27 protein-coding genes, 1 tRNA gene and 5 pseudogenes are annotated in these 24,728 nt (G+C 57.5%); 17 read left to right on the top strand and 16 right to left on the bottom strand.

Features of this window, described 5'->3' with window-relative positions:
• The first annotated feature begins 45 nt into the window (after window positions 1–45).
• The 9 genes and pseudogenes from CAI21_RS00820 to trpC all read left to right on the top strand — a co-directional run bounded on the left by CAI21_RS00820 (window position 46) and on the right by trpC (window position 7,480).
• Window positions 46–360, top strand: a complete 315-nt coding sequence (locus CAI21_RS00820) for a TetR/AcrR family transcriptional regulator (protein ID WP_181919204.1) — start codon at window positions 46–48, stop codon at window positions 358–360.
• The gene (locus tag CAI21_RS00825; RefSeq protein ID WP_147305011.1) at window positions 324–641 is read left to right on the top strand and encodes a TetR family transcriptional regulator C-terminal domain-containing protein; all 318 of its coding nucleotides are present in this window, start codon (window positions 324–326) and stop codon (window positions 639–641) included. The genes CAI21_RS00820 and CAI21_RS00825 overlap by 37 nt, the downstream gene beginning before the upstream one ends.
• A gap of 248 nt (window positions 642–889) precedes the next feature.
• Entirely contained in the window at window positions 890–1,741 is an 852-nt protein-coding gene (gene djlA / locus CAI21_RS00830) for a co-chaperone DjlA (protein WP_220347708.1), read from the top strand.
• Window positions 1,742–1,940: 199 nt separating this feature from the next.
• Window positions 1,941–2,614: pseudogene (gene rpe, locus CAI21_RS00835) on the top strand (ribulose-phosphate 3-epimerase).
• On the top strand, window positions 2,611–3,291 hold the full coding sequence (locus CAI21_RS00840) for a phosphoglycolate phosphatase (protein ID WP_116300544.1): 681 nt from the start codon (window positions 2,611–2,613) through the stop codon (window positions 3,289–3,291). The pseudogene rpe and the gene CAI21_RS00840 overlap by 4 nt, the downstream one beginning before the upstream one ends.
• Before the next feature lie 122 nt (window positions 3,292–3,413).
• Window positions 3,414–4,912, top strand: a pseudogene (gene trpE / locus CAI21_RS00845) (anthranilate synthase component I).
• A gap of 19 nt (window positions 4,913–4,931) precedes the next feature.
• Window positions 4,932–5,510 carry an anthranilate synthase component II gene (locus tag CAI21_RS00850; protein ID WP_116300801.1) on the top strand — a complete coding sequence of 193 codons (579 nt, stop codon included), beginning with the start codon at window positions 4,932–4,934 and terminating at the stop codon, window positions 5,508–5,510.
• Between the two features lie 125 nt (window positions 5,511–5,635).
• Window positions 5,636–6,669, top strand: a pseudogene (gene trpD / locus CAI21_RS00855) (anthranilate phosphoribosyltransferase).
• Between the two features lie 10 nt (window positions 6,670–6,679).
• A complete protein-coding gene (gene trpC, locus CAI21_RS00860) occupies window positions 6,680–7,480 on the top strand; it encodes an indole-3-glycerol phosphate synthase TrpC (RefSeq protein WP_116300545.1) in 801 nt (266 codons plus the stop codon).
• A gap of 57 nt (window positions 7,481–7,537) precedes the next feature.
• On the opposite strand, the gene crp is transcribed toward trpC, so the two are convergent.
• The gene (gene crp, locus CAI21_RS00865) at window positions 7,538–8,176 is read right to left on the bottom strand and encodes a cAMP-activated global transcriptional regulator CRP (protein ID WP_116300546.1); all 639 of its coding nucleotides are present in this window, start codon (window positions 8,174–8,176) and stop codon (window positions 7,538–7,540) included.
• A gap of 329 nt (window positions 8,177–8,505) precedes the next feature.
• On the opposite strand from crp, the gene CAI21_RS00870 reads away from it, so the two are divergent.
• Both CAI21_RS00870 and speD read left to right on the top strand, forming a co-directional pair.
• The gene (locus CAI21_RS00870; RefSeq protein ID WP_116300547.1) at window positions 8,506–8,922 is read left to right on the top strand and encodes an OsmC family protein; all 417 of its coding nucleotides are present in this window, start codon (window positions 8,506–8,508) and stop codon (window positions 8,920–8,922) included.
• 150 nt (window positions 8,923–9,072) lie between these two features.
• On the top strand, window positions 9,073–9,888 hold the full coding sequence (gene speD, locus CAI21_RS00875; RefSeq protein ID WP_258867935.1) for an adenosylmethionine decarboxylase: 816 nt from the start codon (window positions 9,073–9,075) through the stop codon (window positions 9,886–9,888).
• 64 nt (window positions 9,889–9,952) lie between these two features.
• Here speD and coq7 read toward each other — a convergent pair whose 3' ends face one another.
• Genes coq7 through CAI21_RS00890 form a run of 3 tightly spaced genes read right to left on the bottom strand, consistent with a single transcriptional unit; the run spans window position 9,953 to window position 11,914 of the window.
• Window positions 9,953–10,597: a 2-polyprenyl-3-methyl-6-methoxy-1,4-benzoquinone monooxygenase gene (coq7, locus tag CAI21_RS00880; protein ID WP_116300549.1), complete on the bottom strand. Its 645-nt coding sequence runs from the start codon at window positions 10,595–10,597 to the stop codon at window positions 9,953–9,955.
• 46 nt (window positions 10,598–10,643) lie between these two features.
• Window positions 10,644–10,847, bottom strand: coding sequence for a hypothetical protein (locus CAI21_RS23040; protein ID WP_404840842.1), 204 nt, complete (start codon window positions 10,845–10,847; stop codon window positions 10,644–10,646).
• Window positions 10,790–11,914 carry a (Fe-S)-binding protein gene (locus tag CAI21_RS00890; protein ID WP_116300551.1) on the bottom strand — a complete coding sequence of 375 codons (1,125 nt, stop codon included), beginning with the start codon at window positions 11,912–11,914 and terminating at the stop codon, window positions 10,790–10,792. Before CAI21_RS00890 ends, CAI21_RS23040 begins: the two co-directional genes overlap by 58 nt.
• Window positions 11,915–12,081: 167 nt before the next feature.
• On the opposite strand from CAI21_RS00890, the gene CAI21_RS00895 reads away from it, so the two are divergent.
• The 4 genes from CAI21_RS00895 to CAI21_RS00910 all read left to right on the top strand — a co-directional run bounded on the left by CAI21_RS00895 (window position 12,082) and on the right by CAI21_RS00910 (window position 13,685).
• Window positions 12,082–12,390: a (2Fe-2S) ferredoxin domain-containing protein gene (locus CAI21_RS00895; RefSeq protein WP_116300552.1), complete on the top strand. Its 309-nt coding sequence runs from the start codon at window positions 12,082–12,084 to the stop codon at window positions 12,388–12,390.
• 331 nt (window positions 12,391–12,721) lie between these two features.
• Window positions 12,722–13,150: a 50S ribosomal protein L13 gene (gene rplM / locus CAI21_RS00900; RefSeq protein WP_116300553.1), complete on the top strand. Its 429-nt coding sequence runs from the start codon at window positions 12,722–12,724 to the stop codon at window positions 13,148–13,150.
• Between the two features lie 41 nt (window positions 13,151–13,191).
• Window positions 13,192–13,581 carry a 30S ribosomal protein S9 gene (rpsI, locus tag CAI21_RS00905; RefSeq protein ID WP_116300554.1) on the top strand — a complete coding sequence of 130 codons (390 nt, stop codon included), beginning with the start codon at window positions 13,192–13,194 and terminating at the stop codon, window positions 13,579–13,581.
• Between the two features lie 30 nt (window positions 13,582–13,611).
• Window positions 13,612–13,685 (top strand) — tRNA-Gln (locus CAI21_RS00910).
• A gap of 124 nt (window positions 13,686–13,809) precedes the next feature.
• Here CAI21_RS00910 and CAI21_RS00915 read toward each other — a convergent pair.
• Window positions 13,810–14,010 carry a DUF2905 domain-containing protein gene (locus CAI21_RS00915; protein ID WP_116300555.1) on the bottom strand — a complete coding sequence of 67 codons (201 nt, stop codon included), beginning with the start codon at window positions 14,008–14,010 and terminating at the stop codon, window positions 13,810–13,812.
• A pseudogene (gene rpiA, locus CAI21_RS00920) lies at window positions 14,011–14,684 on the bottom strand (ribose-5-phosphate isomerase RpiA). It abuts the gene before it with no gap.
• Window positions 14,685–14,978: 294 nt separating this feature from the next.
• Here rpiA and ilvA point away from each other — a divergent pair.
• Both ilvA and CAI21_RS00930 read left to right on the top strand, forming a co-directional pair.
• Window positions 14,979–16,494, top strand: a pseudogene (gene ilvA / locus CAI21_RS00925) (threonine ammonia-lyase, biosynthetic).
• 100 nt (window positions 16,495–16,594) lie between these two features.
• Entirely contained in the window at window positions 16,595–16,807 is a 213-nt protein-coding gene (locus tag CAI21_RS00930) for a cold-shock protein (protein ID WP_116300802.1), read from the top strand.
• 85 nt (window positions 16,808–16,892) lie between these two features.
• Here CAI21_RS00930 and CAI21_RS00935 read toward each other — a convergent pair whose 3' ends face one another.
• The 10 genes from CAI21_RS00935 to CAI21_RS00975 all read right to left on the bottom strand — a co-directional run bounded on the left by CAI21_RS00935 (window position 16,893) and on the right by CAI21_RS00975 (window position 24,726).
• Complete coding sequence (locus tag CAI21_RS00935) at window positions 16,893–18,110, bottom strand: pyridoxal phosphate-dependent aminotransferase (protein WP_116300556.1); 1,218 nt, start codon at window positions 18,108–18,110, stop codon at window positions 16,893–16,895.
• A 217-nt stretch (window positions 18,111–18,327) separates the two neighbouring features.
• Window positions 18,328–18,837, bottom strand: a complete 510-nt coding sequence (locus CAI21_RS00940) for a DUF1269 domain-containing protein (RefSeq protein ID WP_116300557.1) — start codon at window positions 18,835–18,837, stop codon at window positions 18,328–18,330.
• A gap of 292 nt (window positions 18,838–19,129) precedes the next feature.
• Complete coding sequence (locus CAI21_RS00945; protein WP_116300558.1) at window positions 19,130–19,879, bottom strand: sulfite exporter TauE/SafE family protein; 750 nt, start codon at window positions 19,877–19,879, stop codon at window positions 19,130–19,132.
• The gene (ccoS, locus tag CAI21_RS00950; protein WP_116300559.1) at window positions 19,876–20,055 is read right to left on the bottom strand and encodes a cbb3-type cytochrome oxidase assembly protein CcoS; all 180 of its coding nucleotides are present in this window, start codon (window positions 20,053–20,055) and stop codon (window positions 19,876–19,878) included. The genes CAI21_RS00945 and ccoS overlap by 4 nt, the downstream gene beginning before the upstream one ends.
• Window positions 20,052–22,511: a heavy metal translocating P-type ATPase gene (locus CAI21_RS00955; RefSeq protein ID WP_116300560.1), complete on the bottom strand. Its 2,460-nt coding sequence runs from the start codon at window positions 22,509–22,511 to the stop codon at window positions 20,052–20,054. The genes ccoS and CAI21_RS00955 overlap by 4 nt, the downstream gene beginning before the upstream one ends.
• 24 nt (window positions 22,512–22,535) lie before the next feature.
• Window positions 22,536–22,778: a FixH family protein gene (locus CAI21_RS25770; RefSeq protein WP_116300803.1), complete on the bottom strand. Its 243-nt coding sequence runs from the start codon at window positions 22,776–22,778 to the stop codon at window positions 22,536–22,538.
• Window positions 22,688–23,035: a FixH family protein gene (locus tag CAI21_RS00965; protein ID WP_116300561.1), complete on the bottom strand. Its 348-nt coding sequence runs from the start codon at window positions 23,033–23,035 to the stop codon at window positions 22,688–22,690. Before CAI21_RS00965 ends, CAI21_RS25770 begins: the two co-directional genes overlap by 91 nt.
• 1 nt (window position 23,036) lies before the next feature.
• On the bottom strand, window positions 23,037–24,287 hold the full coding sequence (gene ccoG, locus CAI21_RS00970) for a cytochrome c oxidase accessory protein CcoG (RefSeq protein ID WP_309544932.1): 1,251 nt from the start codon (window positions 24,285–24,287) through the stop codon (window positions 23,037–23,039).
• Window positions 24,185–24,439: a hypothetical protein gene (locus CAI21_RS24450; RefSeq protein WP_258868873.1), complete on the bottom strand. Its 255-nt coding sequence runs from the start codon at window positions 24,437–24,439 to the stop codon at window positions 24,185–24,187. Before CAI21_RS24450 ends, ccoG begins: the two co-directional genes overlap by 103 nt.
• Window positions 24,436–24,726, bottom strand: a complete 291-nt coding sequence (locus CAI21_RS00975) for a hypothetical protein (protein ID WP_116300562.1) — start codon at window positions 24,724–24,726, stop codon at window positions 24,436–24,438. Before CAI21_RS00975 ends, CAI21_RS24450 begins: the two co-directional genes overlap by 4 nt.
• Between the last annotated feature and the right edge of the window lie 2 nt (window positions 24,727–24,728).

Below are 24,728 nucleotides of genomic sequence, written 5' to 3' on the forward strand. Positions count from 1 at the left end.
TGGCGGTTCGTAGACGGTACCATTCTTAGTATAAGTGGAGCGCTTGTGGTTCGTTCGCGTAATACAAGACAGCAGATATTGGTAGCCGCCGAAGACTTATTACTCACGCGAGGCTTTCAAGGCTTTAGCTACCACCATATTGCCGAACGACTGGGTGTTCGCAATGCGGCTATTCATTACTATTTTCCTTCCAAGAACGACTTGGGCTTAGCCTTGTTGCGCCGCCACCGCGAGCACTTTCGCTGGTGGGCCTGGCAGTTGCAGAAGCAGAAGGCTTCGCCGATTAGTTGCTTAGAACGCTTTGTGGCCACTGAAAGGCGTTTTTGGAGGACGGCACCGCGTGCCCCTTGGGCGTGGTGACCGTTGAGCTGGAAGGTGTCTCGGCCGATATGCGCGCAGAGGCGCAAGGTTTGATGGCGGATGCCGCGCAATGGCTCTCCGGCGTATTAGATCTAGGGAGGCGGGAAGGCGATTTTCAGTTTGCTGGCGATGCCTATGCTCGCGCTTTGCTGATTCTTGCCGCTTTGCAAGGCGCGTTGCAGTTGTCCCGTTTAACGGAGCGGGCGGCGTTTGAGCGTGTTCTGCAACAAATCTGGGGCGATCTTGGAGTCGCTTTGCCTCGAACTTCGCCGGCAAAGTAAGTAGGCAGCGCTTGCTTACCCTGCTCGTAGGCCCCTTTCCAGGTTCCTTTCTGTGGGTAGATCGACCGCTAGGCGAGCTTTCCGCTTGCTCAAGGAAACTTCGAACCTGGCGCTATCTTAACGGGTGCCGCTCCATGGCCGCTCTTAACCTATGGCTGCAAGGGCATAATTCACACTCTGTCTGCCGCTTTCGTAGCATATTAGGCTTTTGTATACGGCTGTTAATGGTATAACGGATCTTTGTCTTCTTGAGTCGGCTTATAGTAAGTACGGGTTTCCTGTTGGCACGATCGATTACAAAACTAAAGGCATTGTTCGCGCCGCGCTGGGGCCGAATGCTTGCCGCTATTGTCGGTTGGCTGGTGGCGGGGCTGTGGGGCGCGATTATCGGCCTTGTTTTCGGTACTGCGTTCGATTATGCCCGGCTGTTGTGGCGGTTTGGCGATTACAGTTGGCGTTCGGCAGAACGTTCGCTGCGCGAACGACGGTATTTGATTGGACTATTCGCGGTTATGGGCCAGCTTGCCAAGGTGGATGGCCGCGTTAGCGAGTATGAGGTTGCCGCCGCCCGAGCGATTATGTCCGAGCTGGGGCTGAGCGAGGACGAACGCCGCCGGGCGGTTAATTTGTTTACCTGGGGAAAACGGCCAGGGCTGCCGTTACGGACCCTGGTTGTCTATACGCGCCGAAGTTGCGCCGACGGGGCCGATCGGGAGCGCTTTTTGAATTTACAGGTTCGGGTAGCTTTGGCAAATGGCTCCCCGGCGCCGGAGCAAGTGAAAGTGTTGAAGCGAATTTGTCGAGGATTGGGAATCAATCCGGTGCGCCTGGACCAATTGTTGCGACGGCAGCGTGGCGGTCAGGATGCGCCCCGCAAGGTTATCCGCCAGACGTTGCAGAAAGCGTACGATTTACTAGGGATTCCGGAAACCGCTACGGACCAAGAAGTAAAGCGTGCGTACCGGCGCTGCGTCAGCCGGCATCATCCGGACCGGATGGTGGCGCAGGGCTTAAGCGATAGCGAAGTGCAGGCCGCCGCGCGGCGGACCCATGAGATCCGCGAGGCGTACAATGAGATTCGGCGGGTGCGCAACCTGTAGGCTCTGAACCGGCAAAGCAAAAGGCGATCGGCCGCTTTTAGGCTGCTGAAAATGATTTTTCCGCAGCCTGACTAGGTGTTGCGGCTAATTGCCCATACAGGCTAAGGGAGCTGTTTAGTGCTTTCTTAAGGGCTGTAATCTAAAGGCTGCTGCGGTAAAGTCCGGCTCGAGCCCAGCCAATTAAGCTAGAGTAGGAACCATGCGGGATTACAAGATCGCTCCTTCGATTCTGTCAGCCGATTTTGCAAGCTTGGCGAAGAGGTGGAGGCTGTTTTGGCAGCCGGTGCCGACATCGTGCACTTCGATGTGATGGACAACCATTACGTGCCCAACCTCACGATCGGGCCGATGGTGTGCAAAGCGTTGCGCAATTATGGCATCACGGCGGATATCGATGTGCATCTGATGGTGAAGCCGGTCGATCGCATCATTCCCGATTTTGCCGCTGCGGGCGCCAACTATATTACTTTCCACCCCGAGGCGAGCGAACACGTCGATCGCAGTCTGCAATTGATTCGCGATCAAGGCTGTAAGTCGGGCCTCGTGTTTAACCCGGCAACGCCGCTCGATTACTTGAAGTACGTCATGGATAAAGTCGATATGATACTGCTCATGTCGGTGAATCCGGGCTTTGGCGGTCAAGCGTTCATTCCTGCTACGTTAGATAAGCTGCGTGAGGCGCGCCGCTTAATCGACGACAGCGGATACGATATTCGCCTTGAAGTAGACGGCGGTATTAAAGTAGATAATATTGCGGCGGTGGCCGAGGCCGGCGCCGATACGTTCGTTGCCGGCTCGGCTATTTTTGGCAAGCCTGATTACAAGGACGTTATTGCGCAGATGCGCAAGGAATTAGCAAAGGTGAGCGCATGAGCTTAGTCGGTATCCGCGGTTTCTTGTTCGACTTGGATGGCACATTGGTCGATAGCGTACCGGATCTGGCTGTGGCGATCGATCGCATGCTGGCCGACTTCCGGCGGGCGCCGGCAGGCGAGGAGAAGGTTCGTACCTGGGTCGGTAATGGATCGAAGAACCTCGTTAAGCGGGCGCTGTCCGGCGCCTTGGACGGCGAGGTGCCCACAGATTTGCTAGAAGATGCGCTAGCGCGCTTTTTTGTACATTATGAAGCAACGCTTTGCATTCATAGCCGGCTCTACGAAGGGGTGGCGGAAGGTGTAGCTCAGTTGCAGGCGGACGGCTATGCCATGGCGGTGGTGACGAATAAGCCGGCGCGTTTCGCCAAGCCGTTGCTCGAAGCGCTTGGCATTGATGGCTGTTTCTCGGCTATTATCGGAGGCGAATGCCTGCCGCAAAAGAAACCGCATCCGGCTCCTTTGTTGCACACGGCCGAATTAATTGGGTGCGTGCCGGCAGAAACGTTGATGGTGGGTGACTCGGTAAACGACATCGAAGCGGCCCGCCGGGCGAATATGCCGGTGGTATGCGTTCCCTATGGTTATAATCACGGCAAGGATATTCGTGATTTTAAGCCGGATGTCGTCATTAACGGAGTGCATGAGTTGCCGGCTCTGGTCAACGAAGCAGCGTGACATGTTAACGAAGGTCAATCACGGAATCATTGCGGCGCGGCAGGTTCGCCGGGGGCGATGGCGGAGCTAACGGAGATAAGCTCGGCGAAACCCTCTATTGTATTTTGATTTTGTGGTGACTTATGGATCAGCACGCATTCGATGCTCTGGCTGCTCAGGGCTATAACCGTATACCTTTAGTTCGCGAAATTCTGGCGGACCTCGATACCCCTCTAAGCACTTACCTGAAGCTTGCCAAAGGGCCGTACTCCTTTCTGTTCGAGTCCGTCCAGGGCGGGGAGAAATGGGGGCGTTACTCCATTATCGGTTTGCCTTGTCGGCAGATTCTCTCGGTGCGTGGTCATGCAGTCGAGTTACGATTCGACGGCGAGCTGATCGAGCAGGAGGAAGTGGCCGATCCGCTGGCCTGGATCGAGGCATTCCACGAGCGTTTTCGTGTCGCCCCCCGCCGGGGTTCCCGCAAATGCCCCGCTTCCTTGGCGGGCTGGTGGGGTATTTCGGCTATGATACGGTTCGTTATATAGAGCCTCGCCTGGGAGAGTGCCCTAACCCCGATCGTTTAGGTGTGCCGGACATTCAGTTCATGGTCGCCGACGAAGTGTTGGTGTTCGACAATCTTGCCGGAAAGCTATATCTGGTGGTTCATGTCGACCCGAGCGAGCCGGAGGCATTCGGCCGTGGTCAAACACGTTTGCGTGACTTGGCCGAACGTCTGCGGCAGTCTGACAGTGTCTACCGTGGTCAACGGCCGCCGCGGCAGGTGGCCGAGGCCGATTTTCGGTCCAGTTTCGGCCAAGCCGAGTTCGAAGCGGCGGTCGAGCGAATCAAAGATTACATTGTAGACGGCGATGTGATGCAAGTCGTGCCGTCTCAGCGTATGAGCGTACCGTATCCGGGCGAGCCGCTGGATCTTTATCGAGCGCTGCGTTCCACGAACCCGTCCCCGTATATGTTTTTTCTCGATATGGACGGGTTCCAGGTGGCCGGTTCGTCGCCGGAAATTCTCGTTCGTCTGGAAGAAGGCGAGGTGACGGTACGTCCGCTAGCGGGTACCCGTAAGCGTGGCGCCACTGCCGAGCAGGATGCCGATCTGGAGCGAGAGCTGCTGGGCGACCCTAAAGAAATAGCCGAGCACCTGATGCTGATCGACCTCGGGCGTAACGATATCGGCAGAGTTTGCGAGATCGGCTCGGTAACCGTCACCGACCAGATGGCGATCGAGCGTTACTCGCACGTGATGCATATCGTCTCGAACGTCAGCGGTCGCTTGCGCCCTGGTGTGGGGATGATGGATGTGCTGCGTGCGACCTTCCCGGCCGGTACGCTTAGCGGCGCACCGAAGATTCGCGCTATGGAAATCATCGACGAGGTCGAGCCCGTGAAACGGGGGATATACTCCGGCGCTGTCGGCTATCTGTCCTGGTCCGGCAATATGGACACGGCGATAGCGATTCGTACGGCAGTGATCAAAGATGGCGAAGTGCATGTGCAAGCCGGTGCCGGCGTGGTGGCGGACTCCGTACCGCGACTGGAATGGAAGGAAACCCTAAATAAGGGGCGAGCTTTATTCCGGGCGGTGGAAATCGCGGAGCGGGGTTTAGATAACCCGGATGATGAGTGAAGGGGCGGAGGCAACCAGCATGCTGTTAATGATCGACAATTACGACTCCTTCACCTACAACCTGGTGCAGTACTTCGGCGAATTGGGTGCGGAGGTCGTCGTCCACAGGAACGATGCTATCGGCATCGAAGATATCGAGGCGATGGCGCCCGAGCGTATCGTCATCTCGCCCGGCCCTTGCAGTCCCAACGAGGCGGGTATTTCTCTCGCCGTGGTCGAAAGGTTTGCCGGGCAAGTGCCTATCCTGGGTGTTTGTCTAGGGCATCAGACGATAGGGCAAGTGTTTGGCGGTAAGGTGGTTCGGGCCGGCCAAGTCATGCATGGCAAGACTTCGCAGGTCGTGCATCGTGGCGAAGGCGTATTCGCCGGCTTGCCAAACCCCTTGGTGGCTACGCGCTATCATTCTTTGGTGATTGACAAACGTAGCTTGCCGGAGTGCCTGGAGGTAACGGCGTGGACGAATAACGCCGAGGGCGAGTTGGAAGAAATTATGGGTGTGCGCCACCGCGATCTCGATGTCGAAGGCGTGCAGTTTCACCCGGAGTCGATTCTAACCGAGGCAGGCCATGACCTGCTGGCCAATTTTTTGCGGCGTTAGGCCTGTCTAACGGAAGCGCTGGATGTTGCTTGCCGCCTTGGGGGCAAGCGGCCTAATAGTATCTGCACGCCTTTGTGGCCTGCTTAGGACGAGCGGCGCTCAGCGTATCCTTAAGGGAGAAGCAAATGAATATCAAACAAGCCATTGCCACGGTGGTCGACCACATCGATTTGTCGACCGAGCAAATGCAGGCGGTCATGCGCGATGTTATGACTGGGCAGTGCACCGATGCCCAGATTGGCGCTTTCTTGATTGCCTTGCGTATGAAAAGCGAAAGCCTCGACGAAATCGTTGGCGCCGCCACGGTCATGCGAGAGCTGGCGACGCCGGTGGAGATCGATGTACCGCATTTGGTCGATATTGTCGGTACGGGGGGGACGGCGCCAACACGTTTAATGTTTCCACAGCCTCCTCTTTTGTTGCGGCAGCGGCAGGTGCGCAGGTTGCCAAGCACGGCAACCGGGCGGTTTCCAGTCGTAGCGGTAGTGCCGACCTGCTGGAAGCAGCCGGTGCAAGCCTGGATTTGAGCCCCGCTCAAGTGGCCGAGTGCGTGCAGGAGGTCGGGGTCGGTTTTATGTTTGCCGTGGCTCATCACAGCGCGATGCGGCATGCCATCGGGCCGCGTAAAGAGCTGGGGCTGCGGACGATTTTTAACATTCTCGGCCCTATGACCAACCCCGCTGGGGTGCGCCGACAGGTACTCGGGGTGTTTAACGGGGCTTTATGTCGGCCGTTGGCGGAGGTTCTTAACCGTCTGGGAAGCCAACACGTAATGATCGTGCATGCCGAGGACGGGTTGGACGAAATCAGCTTAGCGACGCAGACCCATGTTGCCGAATTGCGCGACGGCGGTATTACCGAGTACACCGTAAAGCCCGAGGATTTTGGCATCGAGAGCCAAAGCCTTATCGGCTTGGCGGTTGAGGGTCCGCAGGACTCTCTTGAGCTGATTAAAGAGGCGCTTGGCGGGAGCCCCACCGGCCGAGCCGCCAAAGCGGCGGATATGCTGGCCCTCAATGCAGGGGCGGCCGTTTATGTTGCAGGTGTCGCGGAGACATTGCCGGATGGTATCGCCAAAGCCCAAGCGGCGATTGCTTCGGGGCAGGCACTGCAACGCTTGCAGCGCTTTGTCGAATTCACCAACCGTTTTGCTGCGTGAGGCTGCCGCTATGACTCAGGAAACCCCCGATGTCTTGAAGAAAATTCTGCGTCGAAAAGCGGAGGAAGTCGGTGAGCGCAGTCTGGCCATCGATTACAAGACCTTGCAGGCGCGGGTGGCGGATCTGCCTCCGCCACGTGGCTTCGTGGCACAGTTGCAGCGCCATATCGCAGCGGGTCGCGCCGGTGTGATCGCCGAGATAAAGCGTGCCTCGCCAAGCAAAGGCTTGATCCGCGAACATTACGATCCGGCGGCGATTGCAAGAACATATGAGGCGGCCGGCGCGAGTTGCTTATCGGTATTAACCGATCGCGATTTCTTTCAAGGTTCCGATGAGCATTTGCAGGTAGCGCGAGAAGCTTGTTCGCTACCGGTATTACGTAAGGACTTCGTGATCGATCCTTACCAGATTTACGAAGCGCGGCTATTAGGCGCGGACTGCGTGCTGCTCATCGTTGCCGCCCTGGGCGATCCTTTGCTGAGGGAGCTTTACGAGATAGCCCGCAGTTTACAGCTGGATGTCTTGGTAGAGGTTCATGATGCCGAGGAAATGGCGCGTGCTTTGGCTTTGAACCCGCCGATGGTAGGGGTCAATAACCGTAATCTGCGGACCTTCGACACCGATATCAAAACGACCTTAGCGTTGCGGGGACAGGTGCCCGCCGGCGTGACCTTAATCACCGAAAGCGGCATTCACACCCGAGAAGAGGTCGAGTTAATGACCGAGAACGGCATCCACGGCTTCCTTATCGGAGAAAGCTTTATGCGTTCTAGCGATCCGGGCGAGAAGCTGCGGGAGCTGTTTTCCTGATAAGCAACGCGCTGCCACGACAAACGCTTGCCAAGGCAGCGCGGCTTATTCTTTGGTTTAGCGGGTATTGAAGACGACGATCGTCTTACCGCTAACCGAAATCAGCTCTTGCTCTTCTAGGTCTTTTAATACTCTGCCGACCATTTCCCGAGAGCACCCCACAATCCGGCCAAGCTCTTGGCGCGTAATGCGGATCTGCATGCCGTCCGGATGGGTCATCGCGTCTGGCTCCTTGCAGAGGTCCAGCAGCGTACGGGCAATTCGCCCCGTAACATCGAGAAATGCAAGATCGCCGACTTTCCGACTGGTTTTACGCAGGCGGTCGGCCATTTGCCCGACAACCGGGAACAAAATGTCCGGATCGGTTTTGGCGACTTGCCGGAATCGGCTGTAGCTGATTTCCGCCAGCTCGCACTGCGTTCGGGTACGAACCCAAGCGCTACGCGTGCTGCTTTCCCCGAATAAACCCATTTCCCCGAAAAACGCGCCCGCATTGAGGTAGGCCAGTACGATCTCGTGGCCGTTCTCGTCTTCCATCAATACGCTGACAGAGCCCTCAATAATATAATAGAGCGCGTCGGATTGATCTCCGGCATAGATGACGCCGGTTTTGGGGGGATAACGGCGGCGATGACAGTGCTGTAGGAGATTGTCGATCGACGTATTACCCGTCGGTTTCTGCGCTGGTTGTAGCATTCTCCGTCCTTTCCGTCGCGCGATTTATAACAGAATGCCTTCTGCTATCTTCTCTATTAGAACATCGTTTGCTATTTGGCAACACCCTTTAGCTCTATCGGCATGTTTGGAAAATCTTTAAGCGGCGACTTTCAGGGGCGGCACAGAAATAGCTATACTGCCCCGCCTAAATTTAGGTGAGGGTGTCTAAATGCACAGACAAGTCCTCACGGTAAGCGTTCAAAGGAAATGCTGCCGACGCTTGCGTTTCCTATCGGCACGATAGGTGAGCGCGGAGTCCGGCCTTTCCGTTATTTTCCACGCCAAATCGGACAACGTGTGGGGGCGGTATGCGGGCAACAGTAAAATGGGTAGAAGAAGCCACTTTTGAAGGCACCGCGGGGAGTGGGCATAAAGTGATCATGGACGGCCCTCCCGATGCGGGTGGCCGCGACCTCGGCGTTAGGCCAATGGAAATGCTGCTACTTGGTCTTGGGGGGTGTACGGCTTTTGATGTCGTTTATATTCTCAAGCGCGGACGCCACCCTGTAGAGGATTGCACGGTGGAAATCGAAGCGGAGCGAGCCGAGACGGAGCCTAAGGTATTTACTCGTATCCACCTTCACTACAAGGTGGCAGGGAACGGCTTGAAGGAGCCGGCTGTCAAACGAGCCGTCGAGCTGTCGGCGGAGAAGTACTGTTCCGCGTCGATCATGCTCGGCAAGGTGGCGACCGTTACTCATAGCTACGAGTTGGCCCCTGCGTAACGAAAATTGTTCACAAGTACTGGCGCCGCCAAGTGATTTGTGCATAATGGCGCGCCTCGGTTCAAACTCTCCGCTTGCATGTGTCGGGAGTCGGAGCGAGGAATCTCAATCCATTCAGAAGGTCGCTGTTCGACATTGGAGGGCGGGCATTTGGTTCAGCCAAGCAAGCTGAAGCTCCACGGTTTCAATAACCTCACCAAGTCGCTGAGCTTCAACATCTATGACGTGTGCTATGCGAAAACCGCCGAGCAGCGTCAGGCCTATATCGAATATATCGATGAGGTTTATAACGCCGAACGGTTGACGCAGATTCTCAGTCAGGTGGCGGATATCATTGGCGCGAATATTCTCAATATCGCGCGCCAGGATTATGAGCCGCAAGGGGCGAGCGTTACGATTCTGATCGCCGAAGAGGAGCTGGTCGAAGAGTCTGAGGTCGACGCCGACCCTGCGCCCGGTCCGCTGCCGGAGACGGTGCTTGCGCATTTGGATAAGAGCCATATCACCGTGCATACCTATCCGGAAAGCCACCCCGATCATGGCGTCAGTACCTTCCGGGCCGATATCGACGTGTCGACCTGCGGCGTCATTTCGCCGTTGAAAGCGCTGAATTATCTCATTCACAGCTTCGACTCCGACATCGTGACCGTGGATTATCGGGTGCGCGGATTTACCCGCGACGTCGAAGGGCGGAAGCACTTCATCGATCACGAGATCAATTCGATACAAAACTATATGTCGGAAGACACCAAGCAGCAGTATCGAATGATCGACGTGAACGTCTACCAAGAGCACCTCTTCCACACCAAGATGATGCTGAAAGAGTTGGAATTGGATAATTATTTATTCGGTGAAAGCTCTGAGAATCTGGCGCCGGAAGAGGAGCAGCATATCCTCAAGCAGTTGCGGCGCGAGATGGCGGAGATCTTTTACGGCCGCAATACGGAGCCCGGTCAGGAAGTTTAGGCGCTCCGCGACGTTTGCCGGAGCGGGCGCAATAGGGTCTTTGTCGCCCTGCTCCGGGATCTCCTTACATCCAGTAGGTCGTGCTTGTCATGACCCGAGAGCTTGCCGTCATCAGGTCCCGAATCGGGCGTGGCAGGTCGGCGGCTCCCGAAGCCACGGCCGCGCTAGCGTGCTCTCCCTCGTCTATTTTCATCTGCTCGACAATAGCCCGGCTTTTGGCATCGGCTTTTGGCAGGCGTTCGAGATGTCCTTCCAGGTGGCGTACGACTTGCCGCTCGGTTTCGGCCAGAAATCCTAAGCTCCAGCGATCCCCCGCAATACCGGCAGCCACCCCAATCGTCAACGAACCTAGATAGAAGAGCGGGTTTAGGTAGCTGGTGTGGCTGCCAAGCGCCGCAACGCGTTCCGCGCACCAGGCTAAGTGGTCGTTCTCCTCGGCGGCCGCGTGTTGCATCGTCTCGCGAATCGAATCGTCCCGGGCTGTTAGCGCTTGCCCTTGGTACAAGGCCTGCGCGCAGACTTCGCCGGTGTGGTTGATCCGCATGAGCCGTGCCGACTCTTTTTGTTCCGCGTCCGATAACGCGCCTTCCTCTGTCTGTGCCGCCGGATGGGCTCGCCCCGTTTGGGGAGGGCTGCCAAACAACGTGCGTAGCGCCGTGTCGAAATTCATGAGAATGCCATCTAATGGCGTGTAATCGCGTGCGCTCATAATCCTACCTTGTGATCCATGCTGAATATGCTGTTTGACCAAGAGCCTACTGTGTCGGATCGGGTTGGAGAGCCCGTGCCAAGAGGTCGATAGGGTGTATCGCCTCGATCGAGTGGCCGTTGGCGCGCAGGCCGGCGCTGAGATGCAACGCGCAACCGATGTTGGACGACAATAGATACTCGGTGTCTGTGTTCACGTGTGCCAGCGCAGCGGCGCGCAAGCGGTCAGCCATGTCTGGCTGTCGAAGCATGTAGCTCCCGGCCGCTCCGCAGCAGGTAGCTTTTTTAAAACCCGAATACGTAAGTCTGGAATGCGTTCCAAAAGTGCGTGCGTTGCCTCCGCTGCCCCGGCCGAATTGTGGAGACTGCAAGGGTGATGCAGTGTCGCCGTTGTCGGGAGAGGGTTAAGCTGCATTGCCTCCGGCCATGGCGTATCGGCTAGAAATCGGCCGATCTCTACGACTTTGACGCGAAAGCGTGCGCCGGCTTCGGGAGCTTCGTCGGACGCGTAGCTTTTCAGCTCCGCACCGCAGCCGCTAGCAAAGTGAATAATATGATCGATATCGGGTTCGGCAAATGCTGCAAGGTTGCGTCGTCTCAGCGCGGCTGCGGCGCCCGTTTGGCCTGCATGCGCGTTCAGCGCCCCGCAGCAGCCTTGCGACTGGGGAACGTGCACGTCATAGCCCAAACGCGTTAACAGCGTAATGGCACTGGCGAGCGTACCGGCGGCGAGCGCTTCGCCTGTGCAACCGGTAAAGAGTGCGACGCCGCCGCGCCTTTTGCCCCGTGCCGGGTGGAAGGGTTTGGGCTTCGTCGGCGCGAGCAGTGGTTGCGGCAAGTAGGTATCCGCTCGTGCCAGCCCCAATCGTTGCGGTAATCGTAGGCGTTTGGCTACGGTTTGCAAACCGCTGCGCTGGTAGGCAAACAAGGCCCAGCTTGCGCCTTTGAGAAGGCGGCGATGAGAAGGGAGCCGGTAGCCGAGGCGGCCTACCCAGGTCGGACGCAGTGCCCCCCGATCGGCGAGTTCGGCGCGTCCAAGCTGCAGAATCTCGCTATAGCGGACCTTCGCCGGGCAGGCAGCTTCGCAAGCGCGGCACCCCAGGCAGCGATCAATGTGCCCGGCCAGGGCGGGTGTCGGTTCCAGCGCGTTGAGCGCAAGCCCTTGCAACAACGAGATGCGCCCCCGCGGGCCTTCGCTCTCGTCTTCGGTCTCGCGGTAGGTCGGGCAATGCGGTAAGCATAAGCCGCATTTGACGCATTGATCGGCTAAAGCCATTAGCTGCTGGCTGCGGCTTTGGTGTGCTGGGCTATCGGACATGAGTGAACAAATGCCTGTCTCGGCTTGCCATGAGCGTCCTCATACTACTATTCTCGCGGACGTATCGGGTAGTCTCCCGTATTTGGAAGGCAGTATCGGCTCGGTGCCGACTCGCTTTCTGCCCTGTTGCACAGGGCGATCGAAAAAGTGAAGGATCGAATTGCCTCATGTCGTACTATCGCCATCACGTATTTTTCTGTACCAATAAGCGTGACGATGGTCGCGAATGCTGCCAGGATCACGATGCGAGCGGCGCCCGCGATTACGTCAAACAACGCATCAAAGCGCTAGGTCTGAGTGGAAAAGGCGCCATCCGTATTAACAATGCAGGCTGTCTGGATCGTTGCTCGGAGGGGCCGGTGTTAGTCGTGTACCCGGATGAAACCTGGTATACCTTCGTCGATCGCGACGACCTCGACGAAATCATCGAGGAGCATTTGGTGCACGGCAGAGTGGTGGAGCGCCTGCGGCTATAGTCGCAGGAAGCGGCGAAAACCGGCGGACCTTTGTATTGGCAATTGTGTGATGCCGGTTGACATTTGTCCCTTCGCGACAGACAATTAGGCGCGTCCGGCCGTTGTGGCGGCCGAGACCCCTCCATCCTCCTTTGGTGTTTTCTTGAGCGCGGCCCCTGTAAGGCCGCGTTTTTTCTTGGGTGGAGAGACGACGGCGCCCTTATTTATACAGTCGGATGGACGGGGTAAGTGCTCCGCCTCTTGGCGTTTGAGCCTATCACTTGTATGATGGCGCGCCTTCTTATATTATTTTCGCCCTTCTTATGGAAGCGAACGCTTCGGAGAGAGGTTCATGAAGACCTTCAGCGCAAAACCTGCTGACGTAAAACGGGATTGGTACATCGTTGATGCCGAAGATAAGACTTTGGGTCGTTTGGCGTCCGAGATCGCCCGTCGCTTGCGTGGCAAGCACAAGCCCGAGTACACCCCGCACGTAGACACCGGGGATTACATCGTCGTGGTGAATGCCGAGAAGGTGCGGGTAACCGGCCGTAAGGCAACCGATAAGGTTTACTATCACCACACCGGCTACATCGGTAACTTGAAGAGCATCAGCTTTGACAAACTGATCGAAAAGGCGCCTGAGCGCGTTATCGAAAAAGCCGTCAAAGGCATGTTGCCGAAGAACCCGCTGGGTCGCGCGATGTTCAAGAAGTTGAAGGTCTACGCGGGCACCGAACACAAGCATACCGCTCAGCAGCCGAAGCCGCTGGAGATCTGAGCGCTGCCCTTTTAGCGAATTGATAATCGGCGGATTTTAGAATGGCAGAACAATTCTACGGCACCGGTCGACGCAAAACTTCCGCGGCTCGCGTGTTCCTACGCGTAGGTAGCGGCCAGATTAAGGTTAACGGCAAGCCGCTGGATACCTACTTCGGTCGTGAAACGGCGCGCATGGTTGTCCGTCAGCCTCTGGAGTTGATGGAAATGACCGACAAGTTCGATATCGACGTCACCGTGCGCGGTGGCGGTTCCACCGGCCAGGCCGGTGCAATCCGCCACGGCATCACCCGTGCTCTGATGGAGTACGATAACGAAATGCGCGGCACGTTGCGGAAGGCCGGCTTCGTTACGCGCGATGCTCGTATGGTCGAACGTAAGAAAATCGGTCTGCACAAAGCCCGTCGGGCGACCCAGTACTCCAAGCGTTAATTGGAGCACTTGGCGCAGCCAAGGTTTTCTTGGGGGATCGTCTAGCGGTAGGACTACGGACTCTGACTCCGTCAACCCAGGTTCGAATCCTGGTCCCCCAGCCACTACTAACAAGGGGCTATGCCTGAAAGGCATAGCCCCTTGTTTTTTGGTTCTTCGCGCTTTAACGGATTATCGTTTGGGTGGCTGTTGCCGCTTACGCTAGCCAAGCGTGCGCACCCCGCGGGGTTACTTGCGGAAAAACCAGAACAGCAGTGTTAACAAAATACTGATGATGATCGACGTCATGATGGGGAAATAAAAGGTCATCCCCTCGCGTCGAATGAGAATGTCGCCGGGGAGTCGCCCCAGCCCTAGCTTCGATAGATAGGGCCAGAGCAAACCGACAACGATGAGAATAATGCCTAGGGTAACCAGTATCCGAGTCATTTAGCCTCGATCGTTCGCGGTAACGGTTTTCACACCTTCGCTGCCGCCTAACAGTAAGACATCGGCAGGGCGCATGGCGAATAGCCCGTTGCAGACAACGCCGGGGATATCGTTAAGCGTTGACTCCAGTTTGATCGGTTCCATGATTTGCAGGTCATGGATGTCCAGAATGATATTGCCGTTATCGGTCGTAAAACTTTGGCGCAATACCGGACGACCGCCGATCCGTTTGGTGATTTGGCGAGCGACGAGCCCACGCGCCATGGGGATGACTTCCACCGGCAGTGGAAAACTGCCCAAGGCCGGGACGAGTTTCGATTCGTCGGCGATGCAGACAAAGGTCCGGCTGGCGGAGGCGACGATCTTCTCGCGGGTGAGCGCGCCGCCTCCGCCTTTGATAAGTTGCAGAAAGCGATTGGCCTCATCGGCGCCATCGACGTAAATGGGAAGGTCGGAGACGCTGTTCAGATCCAGCACCTCAATGCCGTGTTGGCGCAGGCGCGCACTCGATGCCTCCGAACTCGACACGCGCCGGCAATATCGTCTCGCCGTTCCGCCAAGGCGTCGATGAAGTGGTTCACCGTAGAGCCGGTGCCGACGCCGACGACCATTCCAGGTTTAACGTAATCTAGCGCTGCTCGGCCGACAGCGCGCTTTTGTTCGTCCGCTGACATAAAGTGCTCCCGTGGTGGGGGTAATTTTCTCGTAATGATACGTACCCGCCGGTCGGGCGAAAAGCCTTTCCGAAACTTCCCTTCCCCCCTTACGACCACTAGCGCGCCTTCACGCCGAGATTTGCCGGTTTAGAATCCTTTTGCGGGTTCCAGGCCAGACGCGGCTCGTCGGCAATGGCCGGCAGTTGTAGCGCAAAAGCGGAATTTCGTATTTCCTTATGCGTAACGCATAGCATCCAGGGGCTATGTTTTCGTACACTGTGTGGTTCCCTCTGGAGAGCGAAAACATATTTCATGACAGCCGCATACCTTGAAAAGATCCTAACTGCTTGTGTCTATGACGTGGCCGAGCAGACGCCGCTTGATTACGCGCAGAACCTTTCCGTGCGTCTCGATAACGAGGTGCTGTTAAAGCGGGAAGATCTGCAGCCGGTTTTCTCGTTCAAGCTGCGTGGGGCTTATAACAAGATTTCCCAATTGCCGGCCGAGGCGATGGCACGCGGTGTCATTTGCGCGTCCGCCGGCAATCATGCCCAAGGGGTTGCACTGGCCGCACAACGGCTTGGGATTAAGGCCACCATCGTTATGCCGAAGACGACGCCGCAAATTAAGGTGCAGGCAGTGCGTAATCGCGGCGGTCGGGTGGTATTGCATGGCGACAGCTACGACGACGCGGCCGAGCACGCGCAGAAGCTGGTGGCGGAGAAGGATATGACGTATATCCCGCCGTACGACGACGACGCAGTGATTGCGGGTCAGGGTACCGTAGGCATGGAGATACTCCACCAGCACCAGCGCAAGCTGCACGCAATTTTCGTCCCGGTCGGCGGTGGTGGTTTGATCGCTGGAGTGGCTGTCTATGTCAAACAGCTCCGGCCCGATATCAAGATTATCGGTGTCGAGCCCGAGGATGCACCAAGCCTTCATCATGCATTGGCCCGCGGGCGCCGTATCGTCTTAGATCAGGTTGGCTTGTTTGCCGATGGGGTGGCGGTTCGTCAAATCGGTAAAGAGCCGTTTCGTATTGCGCGTAAACACGTCGACGAAGTCGTTTTAGTATCGACTGACGAGATTTGTGCGTCGATCAAGGATATCTTCGATGACACTCGGTCCATCGTTGAACCGGCCGTGCCTTGGCGGTGGCCGGTCTGAAAAATATGTCGAGCGCGAAGGCGTGCGCGGCGAGAGCTTAGTCGCCATCAATAGCGGCGCCAATATGAATTTTGGCCGCTTAGCGCATGTGGCGGAGCGGGCCGAGTTGGGGGAGTCGCAGGAGGCCGTCTTGGCCGTTACCATTCCCGAGCGGCCGGGCAGCTTTCGGCGATTCTGCCAAGCCCTCGGACATCGCCAGATTACTGAGTTCAATTATCGGTTTGCGGATCCGCAGGAGGCCCATGTTTTTGTCGGCATCCAGCTCAATAACGGCGCGACAGAAAAGGACGAGGTAATCGAAGAGCTCAGGCAGCAAGGTTATCCCGTGCTGGATCTTACCGACGACGAAATGGCCAAGGTGCATGTGCGCCATATGGTTGGCGGCCGCGGTCACGATCGCGTCGAGAACGAAATCATTTACCGGTTCGAGTTTCCCGAGCGGCCGGGAGCCTTGCTGAAGTTCTTAACTCGCATGGGCATGCGTTGGAATATCAGTCTCTTTCACTATCGGAATCACGGCGCTGCCTATGGTCGGGTTTTGGTCGGTGTCCAGGTTCCAGAAAAGCAGCAGGTGCGGTTTCGCGAATTTCTCGATAAGGTTGGCTTTCGTTTCGTCGAGGAAACGGATAATCCTGCGTATCGCCTGTTTTTGAGTTGACCGGAGTTGGCCGCCTCGGGGCCGGCCGCTACTCTTTCGCTTGCCGTACTCAGGATTTAGGCTATGTTTACAGCGGATACTTTTTTTGAGGTTGTTGACAGTGGCAGAGCGTGAGACTGGTACGGTTAAGTGGTTTGATAACGCAAAAGGTTACGGATTCATTTGTCGCGAACAAGGAGAGGACGTTTTCGTCCACTTCCGGTCGATTCGAGGCGATGGCTTTAAAACGCTTGAAGAAGGCCAGCGCGTTGAGTTTAGCGTGACAAAAGGGCAAAAAGGTTGGCAGGCGGATGACGTCGCGCCAATGGCTTAACGCACATCTTAATCCCCTTGTGGATGCGTTCAGAGGCCTGTTGGGCGGCACTTAGCTCGTGCCGCCTGTCGCCAAGCCGACAGTGTTACTGCTCGTAATGTTGCAGGAAATGATGCAATTTCCCGATCGCTTGCTCTAACGTTTCTACCCAGGGTAGAAATACCATCCGTAGATGGTCGGGGCGCGGCCAGTTAAATGCAGTGCCTTCGACTAGCAGCAGGTGCTCTTGTCGTAGTAAGTCGAGCACCAGTTGGCGGTCGCTTGCAATGGGGTAGACCTTAGGGTCTAGGCGCATGAATAAATACAGCGCCCCCCGGGGTTTGACGCAGGACACGCCGGGGATTTGATTGACTAACTCCCAGGCGCGGTCGCGTTGCTCGCGGAGGCGGCCGCCGGAAGCGATCAGTTCGTTGATGCTTTGATAGCCGCCGAGGGCGGTTTGTACCGCGTGCTGCGAGGGCACATTTGCGCATAAGCGCATGGACGAGAGGATATTCAGGCCTTCGATATAGTCTTCGGCCTGGTGCTTGGCGCCGCTGATGATCATCCAACCCGAGCGAAACCCTGCGACTCGATAGACTTTCGATAAGCCGCTGAAGGTGATGCAGAGCGCATCTTCGGTCAACGATGCGATAGGAATGTGTTGGGCGTCTTCGTAGAGAATCTTGTCGTAGATCTCGTCGGCAAACAGAATTAAATCGTGCTTTTCCGCTAAGCGGGCAATGCCTTCCAGCGTCTCCTTGGAATAGACGGCTCCGGTCGGATTGTTCGGGTTAATAATGACGATGCCGCGGGTGCGATCCGTGATCTTGGCTTCCATATCGGCCAAGTCCGGCTCCCAGTCTGATTGCTCGTCGCAGAGGTAGTGCACCGGCTTACCGCCGGAAAGACTGACGGCGGCGGTCCATAACGGATAATCCGGCGCCGGAATGAGCATTTCGTCGCCGTTATTAAGCAGCGCCTGCATCGTCATGACGATGAGTTCGCTAACGCCGTTACCGAGGTAGATATCTTCCAGGTCTACATTCGCAATGCCGCGTTGTTGGCACTGCTGCATGATGGCTTTGCGCGCCGAGAAAATCCCTTTCGAGTCGCAGTACCCTTGTGCGGTGGGCAGGTTCAGCAAGACATCCTGCAGAATCTCTTCCGGTGCTTCGAAACCGAACGGTGCAGGGTTGCCGATATTGAGTTTTAGTATTCGGTGCCCTTCTTCTTCCAGCCGCTTGGCTTCTTCCAACACAGGGCCTCGAATGTCGTAACAGACATCGGCTAGCTTATCGGATTTGCGGATTATTTGCTTCATATACCTCAGGCTCGCCCGAAGAGTGGTTGTTATCAGGCTGGCGAAATTGCCCGTTTCAGGACCGTCTAAGCAAAGGCAGAAATAGCCGCAGGCTGTTTCGGTACCTATGGCCTGAGTATATCAGCAGCGGATCTAGCAGGTTGCTGAAAAAGTCCATTCATGGCGTTTTTCAGCTCGCGGGCTCCCGGCGCCAGGAGAGATCCTGGCGCGGCGGAGATTACGGAAAGACCGGTTTATCGGGTTCGGTACCCGCAATATCGGCTTCGGGGTGGTGTTTTTTAATCATGTCCTCGATTTCGTGAATGCGGTCTTTAGGAACGTCGACCAGCATGAGGAGCTGACCTTTTTCGATGTCGTCTTGAAACTGAGTCAGTTGGGAATTGGGGGTGGAGATGCCTTGTAGGCTGGAGGCCCAAGCACCTACCCCGCCGCCCAAGGCGGTGAGTGCTAGTACGGTGCCGCCGCCAACGACGAGGCCCAAGCCCGGTAGGGCGACAGCGGCCAAGCCAGCCAGAGCACCGGTGGCGCCCCCGATAGCGGCTCCTCGCTCCAGTGCGGGTATTAGATCGCTGCTTTCTCGCAGGCGGGCTTCCGGCAAATCTTCCAGTGGCGTTCCTTCTTTCGCTATGACATGAATTTTTTCTTCCGGCACGTGATTAAGCAGTAGCTCTGTAACAATCGCTTTTGCGCTCTCCACGCTCGGAACCAGAAAGTATAGGCGTCTCATCGTAACCTCCCGCGCTGACGTCCCTTGGCCGAATCAGCGCTCGCTTGTCCGGAAACGCTGACAACCGTCTTCGCATTCAGCGAATGCCGGTATCGATAGCGTTGCGCCCAACCTATTCCTTCGTCCTCTCCCGTAAAGGGTGTGAAGGAAATTCAGCGTTTCGTCCTAGGACATGAGGGAGGCTGCGGATTTTTTCCAGCCGCGTGGGTAATGAGCGAACTTCTCGCTTAAGCAACGCTGCTGTCCGTATCCCGTCGCTGCTCGCCCTGCCGGAGGCATGAGTTATGACGTGCTATTGATGCAGATCGTGGTGCGACGGCTCGCGGCACTGAAATGTCGCTTCCGACGAATGCGCATGTGCGTGCGGTTGTACGAGGTGGGCGATGGGGCTGGCGAGCGTCCAGGTGCCGTAGAGAAGGATGGCGCCGCCGGCTAGCCGTTTGAGCGGTTGGCGCGGCAGCCGCCCGAGTAAGCCGCTGCCGGTGGCAACCGCGAGCATAGCCGGGGCGGTGCCGAGTCCAAAAGCGAGCATGACCAGGGCGCCTTGAAGCGGGCTGCCGCTGGCGGCCGCTGCCAGCAGGACGGAATAAACCAAGCCGCAAGGCAGCCACCCCCACAGCGCACCTAAGGCGGTTGCGTGCCAGGCACTGCGAACCGGTAGCAGGCGGCGGGCAAGTGGTGCCAGACGTTGCCAGAGGCGCCCGCCGATACTTTCTAAACGGCGAATGCCTTGCCAATCGATAAGCAAATGTAAACCAATCGCGAGCATTAAAATGCCCAAGGCTAGCCGTAGGCCCAGGCTCAGCCCCAGTAAATCCAAGCCGCTGCCGAGCCACAGGCCGACGGTGCCGGCCAGAAGCCCGGCAAAGGTGTAGCTGCTTATGCGGCCGAGGTTGTAGGCCACGGCCTTTGCCGTGAGCCCGCCGCCTGGCTTGCTGCCGCTCATTAGCGCCGCGCTGATTCCGCCGCACATAGCGAGGCAGTGCGTGCTGCCGAGAAAGCCCAGCAAAAAAGCGGCGGCCATTGTCAGTTCCGCGTTCACGCGCTGTCGTCCTTTTGGTCGTTGCTAGGCTCTTCGTTTTCCTCTTCCATGAGCACGCTGTAAGCCGGGCTATCCAAGTCGTCGTATTGGCCGCTGTTAACGGCCCAGAAGAAAGCAACGATCGCCAGCCCGACCAGCAGAATGCTGAAGGGAATGGATACCAGAATAATGTTCATGCCCGAGCCTCCTGAGGGGGTGTAGGTAGCGGTAAAGGGCAGCTTTGTTCTGTCAGCGCGCGACGTCGATGAAGGCGGCTGGCATTCATGACCACGACTAAAGAGCTTAATGTCATGCCAATGGCCGCAGCCCACGGCGGCAGAATGCCAAGGGCGGCGAGCGGCAACACGGAGGCGTTGTAGCTGACCGAAATCAGCATGTTCTGTCGCATGATACGCAAGGTACGGCGAGCCCCGTCGATGCCTTCGGTGAGAGGATTGAGCGTTTCGGCTAGCAGTACCATCGAAGCCGAGGTTTGTGCCAGCGCCGTGCCGCTGTTCATGGCGACGGAAACGTTGGCGCCGGCTAACACGGGCGCATCGTTAATGCCATCGCCTACCATCGCGACGACATGGCCCTCTTGTTGTAACTGGCGCAAGTGAGCGAGCTTGTCGGCGGGCGTCTGACGGCCGCGCCAGTTCTCGATACCGAGATCGTCCGCGAGGCTGGCCACTACCTGCGGGTCGTCGCCGCTGGCTAGCGAAACGCCGATGCCTTGCGCTTGCAGGCGCTCGATGACGGTATTTAGGCCGGGGCGTAGGCGGTCCTGCAAGCGGAACAAAGCTAAACCGCCTTTCGTATCGCCCAGGGCAATCCAGCTGCCGATCTCGTCGGGCGTCTGCAACGATGTGGCGCTTAAGGCTCCGACAAATGCTGGCGTGCCCACGCGATAGCGTTCGCCGTTGACGACTCCCTCGATCCCTTCGCCAGGGACGGTCGTAACTTCGGTTGCATCGAGCTCTCGGCCGCGGTCCTTGAACGCCAAGGCGATGGGGTGTTCGGAGTGGCGCTCTAGCGCTCCTGCAAGCTCAAGGCAGTCGTCTTTGTCGAGACGGTTCAGGGGTAGGCAGCGTTCGAGGCTCAGTTCGCCATAGGTAAGCGTTCCCGTTTTATCGAAGACCACGTGAGAAACGCGATCTAGCGTTTCCAACGTGTCGGGGCGAGTAATCAGCAATCCGTTAGAGGCTAACCGATTAGTGCCTGCCGCTAAGGCGGTGGGGGTTGCCAGCGAAAGCGCGCAAGGGCAAGTGGCGATTAAAACAGCCAGAGTGATCGGGAATGCCTGTGCCGGATCGATGTGCCACCAAACGGAGAACACGACGGCGGAAACGATAAGGATGACCGTTACAAAACGGGCACCGACCTTTTGCGCTAATTGGGCAAGGCGCGGCCGTTCGGCCTGCGCCCGCTCCAGCAGTTGGCTGATCTGGGACAAGATGCTTTCCTGTCCCAGCCGCTCAACGCGGATTTTGACGGCGCCGCTGAGGTTTAGGGTTCCGCCGATAACCGCATCGTTGCAACGGCGTCGCTGCGGCATCGACTCGCCGGTTAACATAGCCTCGTTAATGTTCGTTTCGCCCCAGACGATGGTGCCGTCGGCGGGTATGGTTTCGCCGGGCTTGACTAACAGGAGGTCGCCTTCTTGCAATTCCGTCACGGCGACTTGAGTCTCCGTGTTTCCATCCAAGCGGGTGGCGGTGGCAGGTAGCAGCCGGGCCAGCGCGTCGGTGGTCTCATTGGCCTTGTGGCGCGAGGACATTTCAACAAAGCGGGCCACTAGCAGGAAGAAGGCGAACATCGTGATGGAGTCGAAGTAAACGTGCTCGCCATCGGTAATGGTAAACCACACACTGGCGAAATAGCCGCCAAAGATAGCCAGGCTAACCGGCACATCCATGCCTGGGCGAGCATTGCGCAGGTCGCGCACGGCGCCTTGGAGAATAGGAAGCGCGGCGTATAACACGACCGGGGTGGCGACCAGCAAGCTGACGACACGCAGGAATTGCTGATGCAGCGGCTCCATGTCCTGGTAATAGCCAAGGTAGAGTGCAACGCCGAACATCATCGTTTGCATCATCCCTAGGCCTGCAACCACTAGCCGTCGTAGCGCGGCTCGGCGTTCCCGCATGACTGCCGATTGCGCCTCTGCGGATTGAACCGGAAATGGACGGTAACCGAGTTGAGCGAGGGTACGTAAGAGGTGGCTCAGGGGAACGCGGTCGCTATCCCAGCTGATCAGGGCACGGCCTGTGGCGGGGTTGACACGGATATCGAGGACGCCCTCGATTCGTTGCAGGCAGTGTTCGATCAACCACCCGCAAGCGGCGCAGTATAGGTTCTCGAAGAGAAAAGAAGCTTCGCGGCGATTATCGGTGCCGCGGACGAATTCCCGTTGCACTTCGGGGCGATCGTAGGCGGCCCATTGATCGCGGTTGTCTTCCGTCTCATCCTCCGGCCGTGCCCCGGGCCCGGTGCGAAAACGATAAAAGGCTTCTAACCCATTACCCAGGATTAAGCCGACTACCGCTTCGCAGCCGGCGCAGCAGACTGGCCTTTTTGCTCCGTTTACTTCAACGCTCCGATTCTCCCCTTCGGGTATCGGTTCGCCGCAGTGAAAACAGCAGGTATCCGTCATGGCGTAGCCCTCGTGCGGTAAACGTCAGCGCCCAGCTCGGAGGTTAAGTTCTTGCCGTTCCGGGTCCATCTGACCGACCAAGCGCCATTCGCGGCTTTCCGGCTCCAGGGAAATATACCAACGGCCGGGTTGCCACCGCTCGTACTCGCTGCGGTAAACGCCGGCGGCGTTTTGCTCTAAGGTGAGTGCGATGTCGCGCTCGGCATGGGTCGGATGGGAGAGCAGCAGGTGAATACGGGTAGGTGGTGTTTCCAGCCCCTGAACGATGGCGCTAGCGCGGCCTCATCCAGGTACAAACGGGCAGAGACGCCCAGATCGGCGGCGAGTTCGTCGCGGGCTAAGTACTTGTGCATCGCCCGCCCGACTTTGGCGTAGTCGTCCACCACCATACTGTCGCTATGTATAACGGAAGCGACAATCAGACTGCCGCCGGCAAAGAAAGAGGCGATCGGCGGCGCCATGACCAGCCAGAACCAGAACTGGCGGTACCAGGGGCGGTTATCTTCGGTGTTGTGAGGTGCCATCTTAGGGTCTCCGCAGTGGGCCGTGGAAGCGGGTTTGAGTTTCGGTCGAGACGGCCGGATCGTCGGCTTTGCTTAAGCGGAACAGAATGTCGGCGCCCGGCCGCTGTAGCGCGTCGGCTTCAACGCGTACCCACGCTGTAGCAGTGGCAACTTGGCCGGCGGCGACTCGCAGTTCGTTGGGGCGGGTCGTGACTTCCAGGCCTGGAATGCCGCTGGCTGTTAAGGTGAAAACGCTGTCCTGCTGACCTTTGTTCATGATGGTCAGCGTGTAGATGTTTTCGATACGGCCATCGTTGAGCTCGCGGAAGAGCACGTTTCGATCGCCCTGGACTTCCAGATTGATCGGGCTGCGCAAGGCGATCGAGACGACAAAGGCGCTCGATAGTGCCAGTAGCAACAGAGCGTAGACGATGACGCGGGGGCGCAGCAGGCGAACCGCCCGGCCCTGGAGTGCGTTTTCGCTGGTGTAGCGAATGAGCCCCGGCTGATAGCCCATTTTATCCATGACGCTGTCGCAGGCGTCGACGCAGGCGGCACAGGCAATGCACTCGTATTGCAGCCCTTGGCGGATGTCGATACCGGTCGGGCAGGCCTGCACGCAGAGATTGCAGTCGATGCAGTCGCCAAGCCCGCGACTGGCTGGATCGATACCGCGCTTACGCCCGCCCCGCGGTTCGCCGCGGCCGGCATCGTACGAAATAATAAGCGAGTTCTTATCGAACATGACGCTTTGAAAGCGTGCGTAGGGGCACATGTAAAGGCATACCTGCTCGCGCAGATAACCGGCATTGCCGTAGGTGGCCAAGCCATAGAATATGCCCCAGAACCACTCCCAAGGGCCGAGCTGGAGCGTGATTAAGCCCTGCCAGAGTTGATCTACTGGCACGAAGTAGCCGACGAAGACGAAACCGGTAAAGCCGGCAAACCCGATCCACAATGTTTGTTTCGCGGTTTTGCGCAGTAGCTTCTCTCGCGTCCAGGGGCTTTCGTCAAGTTTGATGCGTTTATGGCGCGGACCTTCGGTAATACGTTCCAGCCACAGAAATACTTCCGTCCAGACCGTTTGCGGACAGGCATAGCCACACCAGAGGCGGCCGGCCAAGGCGGTAAAGAAGAATAAAGCCAGGGCAGCGATAATCAGTAGCAGGGCTAGGTAGAAAAAATCCTGCGGCCAAAAATCAGGCCAAATACATAGAACTTGCGTGCCGGCAGATCGAACAGTACGGCTTGCCGGTCGTCCCAGCTTAGCCAGGGTAAGACGTAGAACAGGCCCAGTAAGGCAAACACAGCCAGCGTACGTAGGCGTTGAAAGCGCCCTTGCACTTCTCGCGGGTAGATCTTTTGCTGCGAGGCGTAGAGCGAGCCGTCGTTATCTGCCGCCGCTTGCCGGCGTCGTTTACTCATGCGGCGTTCCTATCGTTGTCGGGGGGAGCAGCATCCGCAGGCGCCGGCTTTTGCAGTAACAGCAAGGTCAGGGCGCTGGAGAAGGCGGTGGCGCCCCAAAACATAAAAAAGCCGACGGCATAGCCGGCCATCCGGCTGATCTCCCAGCTTGGCACGGTGGCGGCGCGTAAGGTTTCCGGGTCGATATTAGCGAAAAAAATGCCCGCCGCGACCCCTGCACTGAGAAACGAAGGCCAGAGGACGCTGCCTAGTCGTTGGACCAATGAGGGGTGCGGTTGGATGGACATGG

The sequence above is a fragment of the Alkalilimnicola ehrlichii genome (assembly GCF_003399765.1).
GTDB lineage: Bacteria > Pseudomonadota > Gammaproteobacteria > Nitrococcales > AK92 > AK92.